Raw genomic sequence first — 18,411 nt, forward strand, 5'->3', positions numbered from 1 at the left:
TTGCATCGCCGTCCGGCGTTCCGACCATTTCCGCGCGATGTCCTCAATGATCCGCCCGTCCCAGAACTTTCTGCAGGACCTCAAGCATCCGGCCGATGTCTTTCTCGCTGGAGACGAACGCGGGCGCGAAGATCAGCGCATCGCCTGTCGCCTTCAGATGAAGCCCCTCCTTGAAGAGGAGGCGCTGGATGATCGATCCCTTCTCGCCAGGGACGCTCCCGGGCTTCAGCTGAATGCCCGACATCATGCCGTATCCGCGCAAGTCGGCGACCTGCGGCAGGTTGCGCAGACCGAATACGCCATCGAGGAAAGTCTGCGACAGGGCTTTTGAGCGAGCGAAGAGACCGTCCTTCTCGTAGATGTCGAGCGTGGCCAGCGCGGCGGCGCAGGCGACAGGATGCGCGGAATATGTGTAGCCGTGCATCAGTTCCGGCCGGTCGGCCGTTATAGCATCGAGAACGGCCTGCTGGATTTCGGTCTTTACCGCCACGGCGCTCATGGGTACCGAGCCGTTGGTGAGTGCCTTGGCCATCGTGATGATATCCGGCGTGACGGCGAATTCCTGGGAGGCGAAAGCCGATCCTGTACGTCCGAACCCGGTAATGACCTCATCGAAAATGAGCAGGATGCCGTTTTCATCGGCAATCTCGCGAAGGCGCTTGAGATAGCCGACCGGCGGCACGATGGTGCCGATTGAACCTGCTATCGGCTCCACGAACACGGCCGCGATCGTCTCCCCGCCGTAGGTTCTGCACAGATCCGCCAGATCCTCGGCGAGTTCGGCGCCGGTTTCCGGCTGGCCGCGGGTAAAGCGCTGGTCTTCGTTCCAGGTGTGGCGCATGTGGACCACATCGCAGGTGATGCCGGAATATTCCCGCCGGTTGCCGACCATGCCGGCGAGCGACGTGCCGCCCAGGTTGACGCCGTGATAGGCCCACGAGCGCGATACGAAACGGGTGCGCTGCGCGTCTCCCTTCGCCCGATGATAGGCAATCGCGATCTTCATCGCGCTGTCCACGGCCTCCGACCCGGACGAGCCGAAAAAGACGCGGTCGATCCCGTCGGGCAGGATCGCCGCAAGGCGCTCCGCAAGCGCGAAGGAAACGGGCGCGGCGCGCTGGAAATGGGGCGAATAGTCAAGCTCCAGCAACTGGGCGTGGACAGCATCGGCGATCTCCCGCCGACCATGCCCGGCGGGACAACAGAACAGCCCGGAGGCGCCGTCGAGGATCTCGTTGCCCTCCGGCGTCCAGTAGCGGACCCCCTCGGCCCTGGCGAAGATCTGCGGCTCCTTGTGAAAGAGTTTGTTGTTGGTGAAGGGAAGCCAATGGTGATCCATGTTGATGGAATTGTGCATCATGGGGCCGGGTCCTCGCTGAAAGGCTGTCTGTTCACCCTCTACGCCGGAGCCTTGGCCTTGATTAGAGCCACAGCGCACAATCGTGAGGGCCAGCGGAAAATTCGGGGCGGGAAGTCTTGTCTTGCCGAATGGTGGGCGTAAGCATGCGGTCCGATTTTCAAAACAAGACAAGGGATCAGCCACATGAGTGGAACCGTCCTCATCACCGGAACGACGTCCGGTTTCGGTGCAGCCGCGGCGCGGCGCTTCGCCGGCGCGGGCTGGAAGGTCGTCGGAACCGGTCGTCGCCAGGAGCGTCTCGATGAGATGCGCAAGGAACTGGGAGACTGCTTTCACGGGGCCGCCTTCGATGTCACCGATGAGGCGGCCACAATCGCAGCCATCGAGGCGTTGCCGGCCGGGTTCGGCGAAATCGACGTTCTGGTGAACAATGCAGGCTTGGCACTTGGCACGAAGCCGGTGCCGGCGACGAAGCTCTCCGACTGGAAGACCATGATCGAGACCAACGTCACCGGTCTCGTGACAATCACCCACCATCTCATACCGAAGCTGATCGAGAGGCGGGGCGTGATCGTCAACCTGTCTTCGGTCGCTTCGACGTGGCCTTATCCGGGGGGCAATGTCTATGGCGGCACAAAGGCCTTCGTCCGTCAGTTCTCGCTCGGCCTGCGCTCCGATCTGCACGGAAAGGGCGTCCGGGTGACGTCCATCGAGCCGGGATTGTGCGAGAGCGAATTCACGCTGGTGCGGACCGGTGGCGACAAAGAGGCTTACGACAAGCTCTACGGTGGCGCCCACGCGCTTCAGCCGGAGGATATCGCGGAAACGGTCTTCTGGGTTGCGACGCAGCCACCGCATGTCAACGTCAATGCGCTTGAGATCATGCCTGTCACGCAGTCCTGGGCGCCGTTCCAGGTTGCGCGGGACGTCTGATCGGCGTCTCCCGGCGGCGGGCGGAGAGGTGCCGGTATGGCGCTTTCGCCCGCCGCCGGCATTTTGTCGCGGCCGCTTTTGCGCATGGAGTATTTGGAAAAGTTGATTTTTGCATTCAAGATTAGTAACTCTCGGCTTGACCCCCGGCGAATGCCGATGCGATTGCCTGCGAATTTGACGAGACATGTGCAAGGCGTGACCGTGACGGGCTGCTTGAGCAAGCCGTTCCTGGCCGGGGTTTTCACATCATATGGCTCCACTCCCGGAGCCATGATGCGCGAATTCCGCAAAGGAGAGGCACATGGCACAGTCAGCAGGGACGGGACAGTTTGCCGCCCGCGCCAGGATCGAGGTGTCGCAACCGGCCGTTCTGCTTGGCCGGCTGGCGGACCACTTCACCGAGCACGGCGAGGTGACGAGGGGCGAACGCGCTGCGCGTTTCGCGTTCCATTTCGGAACCGCTGAACTCGCTGTCGATGGCCGTCATCTCGATATCTCCGCGTTGGCATCAGACGCGAGCGGAATTGCCTTCGTGAAGGTGGCGCTTGCCGAACACATTTTCGAATTGTCGGAACCGGAAAGGCCGGAAATTCACTGGACGGGCGATTGTGCCGCCGGCTCCCCGGTGCCTTACCTGCGTCGCATGAAGGTCGAGCGTGTCGAACTGGTCACGTCACGGATGCGCCGGGTGCGGCTTTCGGGTGAGGATCTGGAACGCTTCTCACGAAAGGGCATGCATATCCGCCTGCTGTTTCCCCCGGAACCGGGTGGCGAATACGGCTGGCCCGTCATGGGAGAGGATGGCAGGCCGGCCTGGCCGGAAGGCTTGCCGAAGCCGATAGCCCGCGTTTACACGATCCGGCGGATCGATGTGGAGGCGGGTTGGCTCGATGTCGACATGGTCCTGCACGAAGGGGATGGATTTCCCGGTGCCGGGTTCGCCATGAGTGCAAAGCCGGGCGATGAGATCGGCATCACCGGCCCGGGCGGCGGGACCTACGGCCAGGCAAGGCGCTACCTGATCGCCGGCGATGAAACGGCGCTCCCCGCCATTGCCCGCATTCTGGAGGAATTGCCCGAGAACGCGACGGTAACGGCCGTCATCGAAATCCCCGACGCCGCAGAAGAACAAGAGCTTGCCTCTAAGGCCGATGTCGAATTGACGTGGGTTCACCGCAACGGCGTGGCGGCCGGTTCCTCGGACCTGCTTGAACAGGCGGTGAAGGCCGTCGACTGGCCGACAAACGCGCCCGACAGCTTTGTGTGGGTCGGTTGCGAACATGCGACTTTCCGCAAGCTGCGTGCCTATTTCCGAAAGGAAAAGCAAATGCCGCGCGAAAACCACATGATCGTGGCCTATTGGCGGCGCGGTCAGGCCGGTGAACATGCCGGCGGCAAGGAAGACTGACCAGCCTGGCACCAAGGTTCGTGCGAGGGGAACCGGGAGGAGCCGGCAGCCAGGTTAATCCGGCCGCCGGCGCTTGTCGTCGCGGCTCGCCAGCTCACCGGTGGCGAGTTCGATGATCTCTGCGGTAATCGCTTCCTGACGGATGTGGCGTTCGCGCGCGGTGAGCTCCGCAAGTTGGCTCTCTATCTGGCCGCGCGCCTGCGCCATGGCCGCTATGCGAGCCTCGTTTTCGGCGACGAAGGAATGCAGGGCCGCGTTGCACAGGAGCGCATGGACGTAATCGGCGCCGAGCGTCTCGAGCAGGAGAGGGGCGGGCAGGTTCGTGACCGGCGGCTGTGCGTCCCCCATGGGGGTAATCTGCGAATGATCGATCGGGAAGAGCCGACGCCGCACGACCCGGGCTCCGCTTGTCTCCCAGGTGCTGAACACCACTTCCAAGCGGTCGAGAACGCCGGCGTTGATACGTTCATAAAGCGTATTGCAGATGGTGTTGGCGAGTTTGGGGATCGCTGGAGAATGGGCTGGCAACGCGCTCGTCCAGGCGGGGGTGATGGCGCGCTCCGAGGCGACGGAGTGCCCCCGGGTGCCGATGAGAAAGAGCTCCGCCTTTTCGAGATCAGCAGAAATCGCATCGAAAATGTGCTCGGAAAAGGCGCCCGCGAACCCCTGCTCGGCACAGAAGACGACGAGGGCGAGCTTGCCACCCGTCAATCTCGATCCGTCCGGCCCGGGCGGCACTCCGGCGACGATGCGGCCCATCGCGGCGGTGATCGTTGTCGTGTAGCTGTCGACGGCGACGATCTGCCGGCGCGCCTGCTGGACGCGCACCGCTGCAATACCGCGCATGGCGTTTACCACGGCGTCGAGCTGATGGACGCCCGATATGCGGGCACCGATATCTGCAAGTCTCTCCGTCATGGCGAGAAGCGCACCGCCAGGCGCGTGAGGGCCTGAAGGAGCCGGGTTCGCCCCGTATCATCCAGTCCCCCCGTTGTCTCGATACCTACGACCGCGTCATGCGCTGTCTCGTCGAGGGCCTTCGGCAGAGCCTCGCAAAAGGCAGCGATATGGTCGATCTCGACTGCGTCGAGCAGTCCTTCCTGCACGGCTGCGACGAGTGCGACCTCGTCCGCAAGCCGCAAAGGCGCATGCGGCGGTTGCCTGAGAATGGCCCGGATACGTTCGCCCCTTGTAAGCTGGTCGCGCACGCGTTTTTCCGGCACCCCACCGAAACGGGTGAACATCTCCATCTCGAGGAACTGGGCATAATCGAGCCGGAGCGTCTTGGCTTCGTTGCGCAGCGCCTTGGCCTGGGTCTTGCCGCCCACCCGGCTTACAGACAAACTCACGTCAACGGCCGGCTTTTGCCCTTCCTGGAAGAGCTTGGCATCGACTACGATCTGGCCGTCCGTAATCGAGATCAGGTTAGTCGGGATATAGGCGGAAAGATTGCCCGCATCCGTCTCGGCTATCGGAAGCGCCGTCAGAGAGCCGCCGCCCTGCTCCTCGCTGAGCTTGGCCGCGCGCTCCAGCATCCGCGCATGTACATGGAAGATATCGCCCGGATAGGCTTCGCGCCCCGGCGACTGACGGGTGAGCAGCGCGATCTCGCGGTGGGTGGCGGCGTGCTTTGTCAGATCGTCGATCACGATCAGCGCGTGCTGGCCGCGATCGCGGAAATACTCCGCCATCGTGAACCCGGCGAAAGGCGCGAGCCATTGCAGGCCGGGAGGGCTGGCGGCCCCCGCGACGACGGTGATGCACCGTTCCGGCGCGGCGAACTCCTGTATGGCGTCGATCACCCGGCGCACGCTGGAGGTCTTCTGCCCGACCGCGACGTAGACACATATGATGTCGCTCGACTTCTGGGAGATGATCGTATCTATCGCGATCGTCGTCTTGCCGATCGCCCTGTCGCCGACGATCAATTCACGCTGCCCGCGCCCAAGCGCAAACAGCGTGTCGATCGACAGGAGCCCCGTCTGTACCGGCGCGGTGACGAGATCGCGGTCGATGATCGCTGGCGCCGGGCGCTCGGCGGGATGGTACTCGTCTGCGGCGATGGCGGGTTTCCCGTCAAGCGGGCGTCCCAGCGGATCGACCACGCGCCCGAGCAGGGCGGGGCCGACCGGCACGCGTATCACCTCGCCGGTTCCGCGCACGATATCGCCGGCCTCGATCGTGGCCACCTCGTCGAGCAGGACGCAACCAATCAGATCCCGGTCGAGCGTCTGGGCGAAGCCGAAGGCCCCCTTGTCGAAGCGCAGCAGTTCATCGAGGCGCGCATCGGGCAGGCCGGAGATGAGAGCGACGCCATCGCCGACCTCTTCGACCCGTCCGATCTGTTCCGCCTTCGGGCCGAGTTCGGTAGCTGCCAGACGAGAACGGGCATGATCGAGCCAGGTGTCGGCGGCCCTTTCGTCAGTCATGGGAAAGGCTCTCCTCGATCCGGGCGAGATCCGCGCGCCAGCTGTTGAGGATGGAGAAGTGTTCGCCGTGGAGTTCCAGTCCCTCGATCAAGGCCGGATCAGTGACGATAGCAAGATCGGGCTCGAACCCGAAGGCATCGGCGATCCTGCGGCGGCAGTCCGCTTCTTCGTTCTCCTGGAGCACGGTCGCACTGGTGAGACGCAGTGTGGCGTTGCGCATGGCGACCGACTGGCGGGTGTTCGCGGGAAGTGCCGTGATTTCGGCGACAAGGGATTCCAGAAAGACCGCGCGCACGACAGAGCCCTCAAGCCGCGCCGCGAGCTTCGCCGCAATACCGATCGCCAATGTGCCCGCTTCGTCCATTGCCGCTTTTCTCGCGGCCACGTACGCCGCTTTGATGTCCGCTTTTGCCTTGTCCTGCAGATGCTCCGCTTGCTTTGCTGCATCGTCGAGCAGGGACTGGCTGAGCTTTTCCGCCTCCTTTCGGGCTGTCTCCAGCATAGCGTCGTGTTCGCGCGAGATCCCGGCGCGCGCCGCTTCCACGTCAGAACGTGCCTGTTCGGCCGCTTGCGTTTGCACCCGCGCGTTCTCAAGCGCGGCCTCAGTCGCGGATCGGCGCTCCATGATGACGCGCGAGATCGGCTTCCAGAAAAAGCGGTGCAGGATCCAGATGAGGATAAGGACGTTGATCGCCTGAATGGCGAACGTCCACCAATCGAAGGTCATGGCGTCAGGGGATGAGAGGATTGGCGAAGAGCAACAGCAGCGCGATGACGAGGCAATAGATGGCCATCGTCTCGATCATCGCCAGGCCGACGAAGAGTGTCCGCGAAATCGTGTTCGCGGCCTCCGGTTGGCGGGCGATGGCGTCCATGGCGGCTGCAACCGCGCGCCCTTCCGCAAGCGCCGGTCCGATCGCCCCGAATGAAACGGCAACCGCCGCACCGATGATGGAAATGAAGGCCAGCCAGTTCATGAAAAGGCTCCTTTGTTACGAACGCTTGGGTTCATCGCCCGTTTCAGCCGACGCGGCCGAGATGAAGACGAGGGCGAGAACGGCGAAAATGTAGGCTTGCACGGCGCCGGTCAGCAGGTCGAGCGCCATGAGCGGAATAGGCACGAGCAGCCCGGCCAGCGACGCGACGATGCCGACCACGAAGACGCCGCTCATGATGTTGCCGAAAAGACGCACGAACATCGAAAAGACCCGCGTGAGGCTTTCCAGAATGTTGAGGGGGATCATGACGGGATTGGGCAAGGCGAAGGTCTTTAGGTATCCGCCGAAGCCGTTGGAGCGAACGCCGAACCGGATGACGGAGACGAACACAAGGACAGCCAGCGCAGCGTCGGTTTCCAGGTGCGCGGTTGGCGGTTCAATCCCGGGAATGAGCGCCGTCCAGTTTGCTATGAGAATGTAGATGAACAGCGTGCCGACGAAGGCCCGGTAGGCTTGCGGCGGCTCTCCGGTTGCCTCCCGAATTTGCAGATCCAGGGTTTCGACCACCAGTTCCAGCGTGCTCTGCAACGTGGACGGTATGAGCGTGAGCGAGCGTGTCGCCAGCCTGCACCCGATGCCGAGAAAGGCCATGATTGCCCAGGTGATGAGCACCGCCTCCGTTATCGGAACCGGCCCCAGATGGAACAGTGCGGAGGTCGCAAGCGGAGAGTTCATGGTGTGCTCCGCGAAAAACGCCGCATGACAAGCTGGCGTGCAACCAGAAGCCCCAGTGCGGCGATGAGCAACGGCAGCGCCCCGGCCCGGCTGACGAAATAGAGGCATGCCGCAAGAACCGCCATGCGGACGACGGTCAATGCAGCAGCCGCAAGGATGGCCTTGTGCGCAAACAGTGTCGCGCTTGTCTTCAGTACGAAGAAATAGCCGGCCCCGAGCGCCATTCCGAAGATAAAGAATGCTGCAAGCGCGGCAAGTGTCGCGGGATCGAACGACGTTTCAGCGAAGGTCGGGCTCATGCGCTATTCATCCATTTCCACGCAAACCAGCATCCAAGCGCCAGACCGATCATCAGCAGCGGCGCAGTCCAGAACAATCCCGTCTCAAGGGTGCGATCGAGCCAGCGGCCGGCGAAGATGCCGACCAGCATCGGCGTGACGACAATCCAGCCAAGCACGCCGATCTGCGCCAGCCGGCGCGAGATGGGCACATCCGCGTCTTCGCGTCGTTGGCGTTCCTGGCGCAACCGTATCTGCTTGACGAGCTTGTCTTCTTCATCCCTGCGCGCCATCACATTGCGTCCGCCCCCGAAGCAACCCCGGCTCGCGCGACAAGCCGGCGGATCATGTCGAGATGTAGTCGGGTTGCCTCCACGTTTTGCGTGCGCTCTTCATCGAGTTCGCCGTGGAAGCGTTCAAGAACGACCTCGTCCAGTGTCGCCAGATCCGTCCCCACGACCGCTTCGCGCGTGGCAATCGAGATTTCCGAGCCGCTCGCCACGGTCATGACGCCGCCGCGCACGGCGCAAAGGCCGGATGAGGCGTCTCGCCGTTGCCAGCGCACAATGGAGATTGCCAGGCTCGTGAGGAAATCCGCATGGCCCGGCAATATCCCGAAGCTGCCGCTGTTGTCCTCCGCGCGCACGGAGAGAACGTCCGGTTCGTCGACCGCAACCTGAAGAGGGGTGACGATAGAAAGCCTCATGACGCGGCCTCCGCTGTTGTCGCTGCGTCTTCCTTGTGCCGGGCATCGTCAAGTGTCCCAACCATGTAGAGCGAGCTTTCCGCCCATTCGTCGGCTTCGCCGTCCAGAATCGCGCGACAGCCGTCAAGTGTGTCCTGTCGGGAAACGCTGACACCCGGCGTGCCGGTGAAGGCCTGGGTGACGAAGAAGGGCTGGGCGAAAAAGCGCTGCAGGCGTCGCGCCCGCCGGACGATCAGCCTGTCGGCTGCGCCCAGTTCCTCTACGCCAAGAAGCGCGATGACGTCCTGCAGTTCGCGGAAGCGGGCGAGTGTTTCGCGAACACGCCCCGCGATTTCGTAGTGCTCTTTGCCGACAACCAGAGGGTCGAGCAGAATGGAAGAGGAGGCGAGGGGATCGACGGCGGGATAAAAGCCCTGGGAGGCCTGTGCCCGGGACAGCATGATCATGCAGTCCATGTGGCTGGAGATTGTCGTCACGGCCGGATCGGTGAAGTCGTCGGCGGGCACATAAACGGCCTGGATCGCCGTTACGGCGGCTTGCGCGACCGAGGCGATCCGCTCCTCCAGGGCGGCGACTTCGCTCGCAAGCGTTGGCTGGTAGCCCACGCGCGACGGCAGCCTGCCGAGAAGGCTGGAAACCTCCGCTCCGGCCTGGACGAACCGGAAGACATTGTCCATCAGCAGCAGCACGTTACGGTGTTGCACATCGCGGAAGTATTCAGCGATGGTGAGCGCTGTGAGCGGCGCACGCCAGCGCGCGCCCGGCGGTTCGGCCATCTGGCCATAGACCAGTACCGTCCTTTTCAGGACATCCGAACTGCGCATTTCCGTCAGGAGCTCGTGGCCCTCTCGCGCGCGCTCGCCAACGCCGGCAAAGACAGAAATGCCCTGATATTTTTCCACCATCGCGTGGATCAGTTCCATCACCAGCACGGTCTTGCCGACACCGGCGCCGCCGAACATCGCGGCCTTGCCGCCCTGTGTCAGCGGGGTGAGCAGATCGATCACCTTGATGCCGGTCTCAAAGACCTCGGTTGTCGATCGTTCGTCCTTGAGCAGCGGCGGCGGATTGTGGATGGGGCGGCGAGCGATATCGTCCGGCAACGGGGTCCCGCGATCGCCGATATTGCCCACCACATCGAGAAGCCGGCCGAGGATCGCGTCGCCAACGGGAACGGACACGGGCGCTCCGGTCGAGACAACGCGCGTTCCCCGGGCAAGACCCGCAGTCGCCTGAAGCGCGACACAGCGCGCCGTCGTCTGGTCGAGATGGGCATGAACCTCGAGAAGAAGCGGCTCCGGATGGTCCCATTTGACGATAAGAGCCGTGTCGACCGCAGGCAATGCACGGCCGGAAAACTCGACATCGATGACCGCGCCTCTGATCGAGACGACTGTGCCGTGAAGTGCTGCCACGTCCATACGGCTTTCGGTTGCCGGCGGGCTCTGTCGGATTGTCGCGCGAGGGTGCCAGAACCGCAGGCCGCGCCGGGAGCCGCCGGATGAGAGAAAATCTGGAACGGTCGCAGCTATGCATTCTCACGTTTCCCCTAGGGGAGCGCCTGGAGAAACCAATGTCAATGTATTTGGTGCGGTGCGGGAAAAATTGGCAAAAACAACAATAAAAATGACAGGGCCGGAGGGGGCTCCGGCCCTGTATGAGTCGGCGGTCCGGCCGGAAACGGTCTGCCGACTCGGGTGGCTCTTCAGAACGTCGAGGCGCTGCCGGGCCGGGTGACCGACGATACCGGCCCGGCAGGCCTGGTCGCTTTGCTACTCGGCGGCAGCGGGTGCGACGAAGGCAGTCACTTCCGGCACTTCGCCGGTGTATTTCTCGAACTGCACCATGCAGGTGTGAGCCGAGGTCGCCTGAGCGAGCCGCGAGGTGCCGATGTCGAGCGTGAGCACGTTCGGATCGCCGTATTTGCACAGCGTGTTCGGATCGCTGACATCGTCGGGATCGTACCAGGCGCCTTCCTGCACCTGGATCACGCTGCGGCGGATATCATCGGAGACCTTGGCACCGGCCAGGATCTGGCCGCGGCCGTTGAAGACCCGCACGATGTCGCCATCCTTGATGCCGCGTTCGGCGGCGTCCTCGGTGTTGATCAGGCAGGGTTCGCGGCCGGCGATGGCGTAAATCTCACGCACCTTGGTGGAGCAGAGCTGCGAATGCATGCGCCAGTCCGGGTGATTGGAGCTGAGATGGACGGGATAGGTCTTGTCCTTCTGTCCCAGCCATTCTGCCGGTTCGATCCACGAGGGATGCGGGGGGCAGTCGTCGTAGCTCATCTTCTCGATGGTCTTCGAGTAGATCTCGATCTTGCCGGTCGCCGTCGGCATCATGTTCATCAGCGGATCTTCGCGGAAGTCCGCATATTTCACGCGCCTCAGGTTTTCTTCCGGAACCTCGAATTCGACGATGCCCTTGTCCCAGAAATCATCGAAATCGGGCATTTCGACATTCTTGCGGGCCGCCATTTCCTTGGCCTGCTCGTAGATGCCCTTGATCATGTCCTGTTCGGACTTGCCTTCGGTGAACTGGTCCTTGACGCCCAACCGGTCTGCGAGTTCGGTGAAGATGTCGTAGTCGTTGCGGGCTTCGAACACCGGGTCGATGATCTTGGCCATCCGCAGAATGGCCTTGTTCGCGACCGAACCGATGCGATCGATATCGTTGCGTTCCGACGTCGTGGTGGCCGGCAGGACGATATCGGCGAAGCGGGCGGTTGCCGTCCACTGGTAGTCCTGAATGACGACGGTATCGAACTTCTTCCAGGCCTTCCGCATGCGGTTGCGGTCCTGGTGGTGATGGAACGGGTTGCCACCCGTCCAGTAGGTCATCTTCACATCCGGGTAGATGTGCGTCTCACCATTGTGCTCGAATTCCTTGCCGGGGTTCTCCAGCATGTCGACGATGCGTGCGCACGGAATGGTCTTGGCGCCGTTTTCGTCCGGCCATTCCTTGTTCTCAGTGCGCTTTCCAGGGTTGACCGCGCTGCCCAGCGCCGGGCCGTTCGATTGGGGCGCGCCCGGATTGTCGAGATGGTAGCGCTGGCAGAAGCCGCCGCCGGGCAGACCGATCTGGCCGACCATGCAGGCAAGCGTAATGAACATCCACGGCCACTGTTCGCCGTGCTGCTGGCGCTGCGGTGTCCAGCCGGAAACCAGCATCGTACGTCCGGCAACGAAGCTGCGAGCCAGTTCGCGGATCTTGTCGGCAGGCACTTCACACTGCTCGGCAGCCCATTCCGGCGTCTTCTCGATCTTGTCCCAGCCCTTGCCCATCAGGTAGTCGGCGAAGGTTTCGAAACCGTAGGTGTAGTTCTCGATGAAGTCCTTGTCGTAAAGGTCTTCGGTGAGAAGCGCGTGACAGATGCCGAGTGCCAACGGAATGTCCGCATGCGGGCGCGAGGCGAGCCATTCGCCGTCGGTCGCCTTGCACAACTCACCACGGATCGGGTTGATGAAGAGCTTCTTCATCTCGTTCTTCTTCTTCAGTTCGTCGAAGAAGAGATGCTCGCCATGGTCCGGCGGAGAATAGGCGATACGGTTGTTCTTCCAGGGATCACACGCCCAGAACACGATCTGGTCGGTGTTCTCCAGGATCGAGAGATAACTCGTCTGGGGACCCTCGGCATCGATCTGGCCCATAATGTAAGGCATGATGCCGGCCAGTGCGCCCTTGGAGTAGTCGCCCGTTGAGAAGACGGCGCCGCCCGTCAGGTTCATCAACTTCTTCAGCATTGCCTGAGAGTTGTTGGCGCGCCCCGAGCTCTGCCAGCCATAAGTGCCGGTGTAGATCGCCCAGGGGCCTTCCTCATCCTGAAGGCGCTTGACTTCCTTAGCGACCAGATCAAGCGCCTGGTCCCAGGAAACCTTGACAAAATCGCCTGAGCCGCGACTGTCGCGCTCTGCCTTCGGGCCGTTCTCCAGATACGCGCGGCGCACCATCGGATACTTGATGCGGGCCGCGTTGTAGACAACGTCCTGCACGCCATGGACCGCCTGGTTCGGGAACGGATCCTTGTCCCAGGGACGCAGGCTTACGAAGCGGCCGTCCTCGACCTTGCCGTAAAAGGCGCCCCAGTGCGACGCGGAGAGAACCTCCTTGGAATTATCGGCTGCAAAGGCGCGCGTCACGCCGCCCGGCAACACCGAGCCCGCTGCACCGAGTGCGGCGAGCGAGGCTGAGGATACGAGGAATCGTCTGCGTGATAGGGACGGGGACCATGAGCTTTTGGTCGACATCGACAGCTTCTCCAGTTTTTTGCGAAGTCCGGAACCGAGGGCTTCCGTCGGTTTATGTTCCGCCAATGGAGAGCCTAGCGACTGGGTGGTCGTTCGCCCTTGGGCGCGATACCGGACCTCGATAGTCGACCGGCATTATCGCCGGCCGGGTCCGGGCCGGCTGTGTGCCGACCCGGTATTCGTCGTCTGCGCTATTCGGCCGCCGCGGGGGCGGTGAAAACGTTGACCGCAGGAGGTGTTCCTGTGAACTTTTCCACGTCCGCCGCAGCCGAGTGACCGCAATTGCCTTGGGCGAGTTTCGAGGTGCCGACATCGAAGGTCAGAACGTTCACGTCGCCATAGGCATCGAGTGAGCCTTCCTTGAGCGGATCCGCAGGGTCGTACCAGCCGCCTTCAGAGACACGCAGGACGCCGGGAGCCGTGTCATCGGATACCCGTGCCCCGGTCAGGATCTGACCGCGGTCGTTGAAGACGCGCACGAGATCCCCATCGGAGATGCCGCGCTTGGCTGCATCGTCCGGATGGATCACGCAAGGCTCCCGTCCGTCAATCGCGTAGGTCTTGCGTAACTCGGTACCGCAAAGCTGCGAGTGAAGCCGGGCGTCGGGGTGGGAGGCGTTCACATGCAGCGGGTATTTGGTGCTTTCCACGCCGGTCAGTTCCCTGGCGGGCATCCAGGTCGGATGCGGCGGGCAATCGTCGTAGCTCATCCGCTCGATGGCCTTGGAATAGATCTCGATGAGGCCTGTCGGCGTTCCCAGCGGATTCAGCAGCGGATCGTCTCGGAATTCGGCGAAACGGACGAATTCCTTGTTGGCCTGTGGCACCTCGTAGAGGACGGAGCCTGCCTCCCAGAAGTCATCGAAGCTGGGGAAATCGATTCCCTTGGTTCCGGCCGTCGACGATGCGGTCTCGTAGAGGCTCTTCAGCCAATCCATTTCCGACTTGTTTTCGGTGAATTCGGCTTCCTTGCCGAGCTTCGCGCAGATAGCGGAGAATATGTCGAAATCACTCCGCGCTTCGCCGATCGGATCGACGATCTTCTTCATCGCCACGATGCCCTGGTTCGAATAGGAACCGATCTGCTCCATGTCGTTGCGCTCGTAGGACGTCGTTGCCGGAAGTACGATGTCGGCTTGACGGGCGGTCGCGGTCCACTGGGCTTCGTGAACGATGAACGTCTCGACCTTTTTCCAGGCCTTGACCATGCGGTTGCGGTCCTGATGGTGCGCGAATGGGTTGCCGCCCACCCAGTAAACCAGCTTGATATCGGGATAGGTCGCTCTCGTGCCGTTGAAGTCGAACTCGCCTCGCGGATTTTCCAGCATGTCGACGACGCGGGCGACCGGAATGCTGGACGCACCGCTTGAGGCGAGCCACTCCGGCTTGTTTTCGCTGGATTGCTTGCCGTCACCGATACCTGGCAGGGAGACACCATTGGCCGTCGGCGTTCCGCCGCTGCAATAGTGATAGGAGAGACCGAAACCGCCGCCCGGCGTGCCGATCTGGCCGAGCATCGCGGCCAGTGTCACCAGCATCCAGTGGGCCTGCTCGCCATATTGCATGCGCTGGATGGACCAACCGCTCGCAAGCATGGTGGTGCCACCGGCAAACAGCTTCGCGAGTTCCTTGATCTTGTCGGCCGGAATGCCGCAGATCTTCGAGGCCCATTCCGCATCCTTGGGGGTTCCATCGGCATCGCCCGTCAGATACGGCAGGAACTTGTCGAAGCCGTAGGTGTAGGTCGACAGGAAATCCTCGTCATGCAGCCCTTCGCTGTAGAGCGTGTGGGCGATGCCCAGCATCATGGCGACATCTGTCTGAGGTTTGGGGGCCAACCACTCTGCGTCCATCGTCTTGGCCGTTTCGGTGTGGAACGGATCGATGCAGATGACCTTTTTCCCTGTGGCCTTGTATGCCTTCAGGTAGTCATAGACGCCGTGATCGGGGATCAGCCAGTCGATCTGACAGGTCTTCATCGGGTCTGCGGCCCAGAAGACGAGGGTGTCGGTGTTGTCGATCAGCACCGGCCAGGAGGTCTGCTGCGAATAGACTTCCAGCCCGCCGACGACGTGCGGCATGATCACCTGGGCCGCTCCGGTCGAATAGTCGCCGGTGCCGCTGACGTAACCGCCCAGCACGTTCATCGTCCGCGCGACGAGCGTGCGGCAATTGTGAAACTTGCCCGGGCTCTTCCAGCCATAGGAACCGGCGAAGACGGCAGAGGGGCCGGATTCGTCCTGAACCCGCTTGATCTCGTTGGCAACGAGGTCGAGGGCCTTGTCCCAGGACACGCGGACGAAGTCACTGGCGCCGCGGCTGTCACGCTCCGCTTTCGGGCCGTTTTCAAGGTAGGAACGGCGCACCATCGGGTACTTGATGCGGCTCGCGGAGTACATGGAATCAAGCACGCCGGGCAACTGGTGGGTGGGGTGGGGATCCTTTTCCCAAGGTTCGATCTTGACAGCCAGACCGTCCTTGACGGTCATGTTGAAGACCCCCCAGTGGCTGCCGCTCTGAATTTTCTGTTCGCCTGCCGCGAAGGCCCTGGTGGCTCCCATCGGCATCATGGAACCGGCCATTCCAACGGCCGCCAGGGATGTGGAGGCGGTAAGGAAGCGTCGGCGCGTAAGCGAACACGATGCTAGGTGCTTGTCGGTCATTACTACTTCTCCTCTTCAGTAGCAGGACGTCTTTCGGGCGTCTTCGAAACGAGGCGTTCCGAACAAGGGAGCAAGGTCTGCTGGTCCTCGCCCCCCCCCTTTTTCGTTCTGATTGCCAGTCTGTTTCGTATGGAAGTTGTTCCGCGAGCCGGCCGGGCCGGCTCGCGAAGGTAGGCATGAGATTTTATTCGGCGGCGGCGGGCGCGGTGAACACGTCCACTTCGGGCACGTCACCTTCAAATTTCTCCACGTCCACCATGCACGTGTGAGCCGAGGTCGCCTGCGCGAGACGCGAGGTGCCGATGTCGATCGTCAGCACATTCACGTCGCCGTACTTGCACAAGGTGTTGGGATCGGCGTTGTCGAGCGGGTCGTACCAGCCGCCTTCCTGGACCTGAAGCACGCCGGGGCGGATATCGTCCGAGATAACCGCACCTGCCAGGATCTGGCCGCGGCCGTTGAAGACCCGCACCACGTCGCCGTCCGATATGCCGCGCTTGGCTGCGTCCTGCGTGTTGATAACGCAGGGTTCGCGATCGGCCACCGCGTAGAGTTCACGCACCACGGTCGCATTGAGCTGAGAGTGCATGCGGTAGTCGGGGTGGTTGGAATTCAGTTGGAGCGGATAGGTCTTGTCCTTCATTCCCAGCCATTCCACCGGCTCAATCCAGGAGGCATGCGGCGGGCAATCGTCGTAACCGAACTTCTCGATGGTCTTTGAGAAGATCTCGATCTTGCCCGTCGGCGTCGGCAGCATGTTCATCAGCGGATCCTCACGGAACTCCGCATACTTGACACGACGCAGGTTCTTCTCCGGGATCTCGAACTCGACAATGCCCTTCTCCCAGAAGGTGTCGAAGTCGGGCATGGAGACCTTGCCCTGGGAATCAGCCGTCGACTTGGCCTGCTCGTAGGTCTCGCGGACCATATCGAGCTCGCTCTTTCCTTCGGTGAAGGCCTGCCCAAATCCAAGACGACCCGCGAGGTCGGAGAAGATCGCGTAGTCGGTACGGGACTCAAACACCGGGTCGACGAGTTTTTTCATCGCAACGTAGGCGCGCTTGGACACCGTTCCCACCTGCTCGATCTCATCGCGCTCGGAAGTGGTCGTCGCCGGCAAGACGATGTCGGCGAAGCGAGCTGACGAGGTCCACTGGAAGTCCTGAACGACGACTGTCTCGAACTTCTTCCAGGCCTTGCGCATACGGTTGCGGTCCTGGTGGTGGTGGAACGGATTGCCACCGACCCAGTAGGTCATCTTCACATCGGGGTAGACGTGCGCTTCGCCGTTGTGCTCATACGGCTTTCCCGGGCCTTCCAGCATGTCGACGATGCGTGCGACGGGGATGACCTTTGCGCCTTTTTCAGCGGGCCACTCCTTTTTCTCCTGCCGCGTTCCGGTGGAAAGTCCCGGTGCAAGGTTCGGCGCGTCGGAGGAGGGAGAGCCCTGGCTGTAGAGATGGTAGTTCTGGCAGAAGCCGCCGCCGGGCAGTCCGACCTGACCGACCATCGCGGCAAGCGTCACGAACACCCAAGGCCACTGTTCGCCATATTGCATGCGCTGGGTCGACCAGCCGGAAACCAGCATGGTGCGACCGTTGACGAGCCTGCGTGCCAGAGCGCGGATATCATCGGCAGAGACCTCGGTCAGTTCGGCCGCCCATTCCGGCGTCTTTTCCACCTTGTCCCAACCTTCGCCCTTCAGATATGCGGCGAATTCGTCGAAGCCGTAGGTGTAGTCGTTGATGAAGTCCTTGTCGTAGAGGTCTTCGGTGAGCAACACGTGGCAGAGGCCGAGCGCGAGGGCAACGTCGCTGTGCGGGCGCACTGGTACCCATTCGCCGCCGAGCGACTTGCAGGACTCGATCTGGACGGGGTTGATGAAGACGGACTTGATGTCGGCCTTCTTCATGTCCTCGAACCACTTGTATTCCTCATGGTCCGGCAGGGCGAAGGCGATCTGGTTGGTCTTGTAGGGATCGGAGGCCCAGAAGACGATCAGTTCGGTGTTTTCCACGACCGACTGATAGCTGGTCTGCGGCCCGGCTGCGTCGATGGAGCCGAGCACGTAGGGCATGATGCCTTCAAGCGCGGCCTTGGAGTAGTTGGACGAACTCGTCACCGCTCCGCCAGCCATGTTCATCATGCGCTTCAGCATGACCTGCGGATTGCCGATCTTGCCGGAACTGCGCCAGCCATAGCTGCCGGCGTAGAGCGCCCAGGGACCTTCCTCATCCTCGAGCCGCTTGATTTCGCCGGCTACGAGATCAAGCGCCTGATCCCAGGTGACGCGAACGAAATCACCGTCGCCGCGGCTGTCGCGCTCTGCCTTCGGGCCGTTCTCCAGATAGGCGCGGCGCACCATTGGATACTTGATGCGGGCTGCGTTGTAGATGACGTCTTGAACGCCCGGGAGCTGTTCCGAGGGGTGATAGTCACCCTCCCAGGGGCGGATCTTGGTGAACCGTCCGTCCTCCACGGTCGCCCAGAAGGCGCCCCAATGGGAACCGCCGAGAACTTCCTTGGTGCCGTCCGCGGCGAAGGCGGAACCAACCGCACCCGGCAACAACGAGCCGGCGGCGCCGAGCGCCAGGAGCGAGGAGGTCGCGGTCAGAAAGCTCCTGCGCGACAGGGAGATGGTTGTGACGTCAGCAACGCTCATAACGTAATTCCTCCAACATTGGGTTGGCGATTGTTGTCTGTACGGTGGA

The 18,411-nt window shown here is 62.3% G+C and carries 15 protein-coding genes; 2 read left to right on the forward strand and 13 right to left on the reverse strand.

The features are described 5' to 3' along the window. Positions 1 to 43 precede the first annotated feature (43 nt). Positions 44 to 1,360 (reverse strand): omega-aminotransferase AptA, encoded by a 1,317-nt coding sequence (aptA, locus tag C8N35_RS11800; RefSeq protein WP_210203495.1) that lies wholly within the window; start codon positions 1,358 to 1,360, stop codon positions 44 to 46. Between the two features lie 183 nt (positions 1,361 to 1,543). Here aptA and C8N35_RS11805 point away from each other — a divergent pair, with 183 nt between their 5' ends. Continuing rightward, the gene (locus C8N35_RS11805) at positions 1,544 to 2,293 is read left to right on the forward strand and encodes an SDR family NAD(P)-dependent oxidoreductase (protein WP_107989881.1); all 750 of its coding nucleotides are present in this window, start codon (positions 1,544 to 1,546) and stop codon (positions 2,291 to 2,293) included. A gap of 301 nt (positions 2,294 to 2,594) precedes the next feature. After that, positions 2,595 to 3,701 (forward strand): siderophore-interacting protein, encoded by a 1,107-nt coding sequence (locus C8N35_RS11810; RefSeq protein WP_107989882.1) that lies wholly within the window; start codon positions 2,595 to 2,597, stop codon positions 3,699 to 3,701. Between the two features lie 54 nt (positions 3,702 to 3,755). On the opposite strand, the gene C8N35_RS11815 is transcribed toward C8N35_RS11810, so the two are convergent. The 12 genes from C8N35_RS11815 to torA (C8N35_RS11870) all read right to left on the reverse strand — a co-directional run bounded on the left by C8N35_RS11815 (position 3,756) and on the right by torA (C8N35_RS11870) (position 18,362). Further along, positions 3,756 to 4,619 (reverse strand): F0F1 ATP synthase subunit gamma, encoded by an 864-nt coding sequence (locus C8N35_RS11815; protein WP_107989883.1) that lies wholly within the window; start codon positions 4,617 to 4,619, stop codon positions 3,756 to 3,758. After that, complete coding sequence (locus tag C8N35_RS11820) at positions 4,616 to 6,130, reverse strand: F0F1 ATP synthase subunit alpha (RefSeq protein WP_107989884.1); 1,515 nt, start codon at positions 6,128 to 6,130, stop codon at positions 4,616 to 4,618. The genes C8N35_RS11815 and C8N35_RS11820 overlap by 4 nt, the downstream gene beginning before the upstream one ends. Then, positions 6,123 to 6,857, reverse strand: coding sequence for a F0F1 ATP synthase subunit B (locus tag C8N35_RS11825; RefSeq protein WP_107989885.1), 735 nt, complete (start codon positions 6,855 to 6,857; stop codon positions 6,123 to 6,125). The genes C8N35_RS11820 and C8N35_RS11825 overlap by 8 nt, the downstream gene beginning before the upstream one ends. 4 nt (positions 6,858 to 6,861) lie before the next feature. Next, positions 6,862 to 7,107 carry a F0F1 ATP synthase subunit C gene (locus C8N35_RS11830; protein WP_107989886.1) on the reverse strand — a complete coding sequence of 82 codons (246 nt, stop codon included), beginning with the start codon at positions 7,105 to 7,107 and terminating at the stop codon, positions 6,862 to 6,864. A gap of 15 nt (positions 7,108 to 7,122) precedes the next feature. Next, complete coding sequence (locus tag C8N35_RS11835) at positions 7,123 to 7,803, reverse strand: F0F1 ATP synthase subunit A (RefSeq protein WP_107989887.1); 681 nt, start codon at positions 7,801 to 7,803, stop codon at positions 7,123 to 7,125. Beyond that, entirely contained in the window at positions 7,800 to 8,102 is a 303-nt protein-coding gene (locus C8N35_RS11840; protein WP_107989888.1) for an N-ATPase subunit AtpR, read from the reverse strand. Before C8N35_RS11840 ends, C8N35_RS11835 begins: the two co-directional genes overlap by 4 nt. Then, positions 8,099 to 8,374 (reverse strand): AtpZ/AtpI family protein, encoded by a 276-nt coding sequence (locus tag C8N35_RS11845; protein WP_107989889.1) that lies wholly within the window; start codon positions 8,372 to 8,374, stop codon positions 8,099 to 8,101. Before C8N35_RS11845 ends, C8N35_RS11840 begins: the two co-directional genes overlap by 4 nt. Further along, positions 8,374 to 8,787, reverse strand: coding sequence for a F0F1 ATP synthase subunit epsilon (locus C8N35_RS11850; RefSeq protein WP_107989890.1), 414 nt, complete (start codon positions 8,785 to 8,787; stop codon positions 8,374 to 8,376). The genes C8N35_RS11845 and C8N35_RS11850 overlap by 1 nt, the downstream gene beginning before the upstream one ends. Further along, entirely contained in the window at positions 8,784 to 10,208 is a 1,425-nt protein-coding gene (gene atpD / locus C8N35_RS11855) for a F0F1 ATP synthase subunit beta (RefSeq protein WP_107989891.1), read from the reverse strand. The genes C8N35_RS11850 and atpD overlap by 4 nt, the downstream gene beginning before the upstream one ends. A gap of 351 nt (positions 10,209 to 10,559) precedes the next feature. Beyond that, positions 10,560 to 13,037 (reverse strand): trimethylamine-N-oxide reductase TorA, encoded by a 2,478-nt coding sequence (gene torA / locus C8N35_RS11860; protein WP_107989892.1) that lies wholly within the window; start codon positions 13,035 to 13,037, stop codon positions 10,560 to 10,562. A gap of 191 nt (positions 13,038 to 13,228) precedes the next feature. Beyond that, complete coding sequence (gene torA / locus C8N35_RS11865; protein WP_107989893.1) at positions 13,229 to 15,700, reverse strand: trimethylamine-N-oxide reductase TorA; 2,472 nt, start codon at positions 15,698 to 15,700, stop codon at positions 13,229 to 13,231. Between the two features lie 184 nt (positions 15,701 to 15,884). Next, positions 15,885 to 18,362, reverse strand: a complete 2,478-nt coding sequence (gene torA / locus C8N35_RS11870) for a trimethylamine-N-oxide reductase TorA (RefSeq protein WP_107989894.1) — start codon at positions 18,360 to 18,362, stop codon at positions 15,885 to 15,887. Between the last annotated feature and the right edge of the window lie 49 nt (positions 18,363 to 18,411).

The sequence above is a fragment of the Breoghania corrubedonensis genome (assembly GCF_003053845.1).
GTDB lineage: Bacteria > Pseudomonadota > Alphaproteobacteria > Rhizobiales > Stappiaceae > Breoghania > Breoghania corrubedonensis.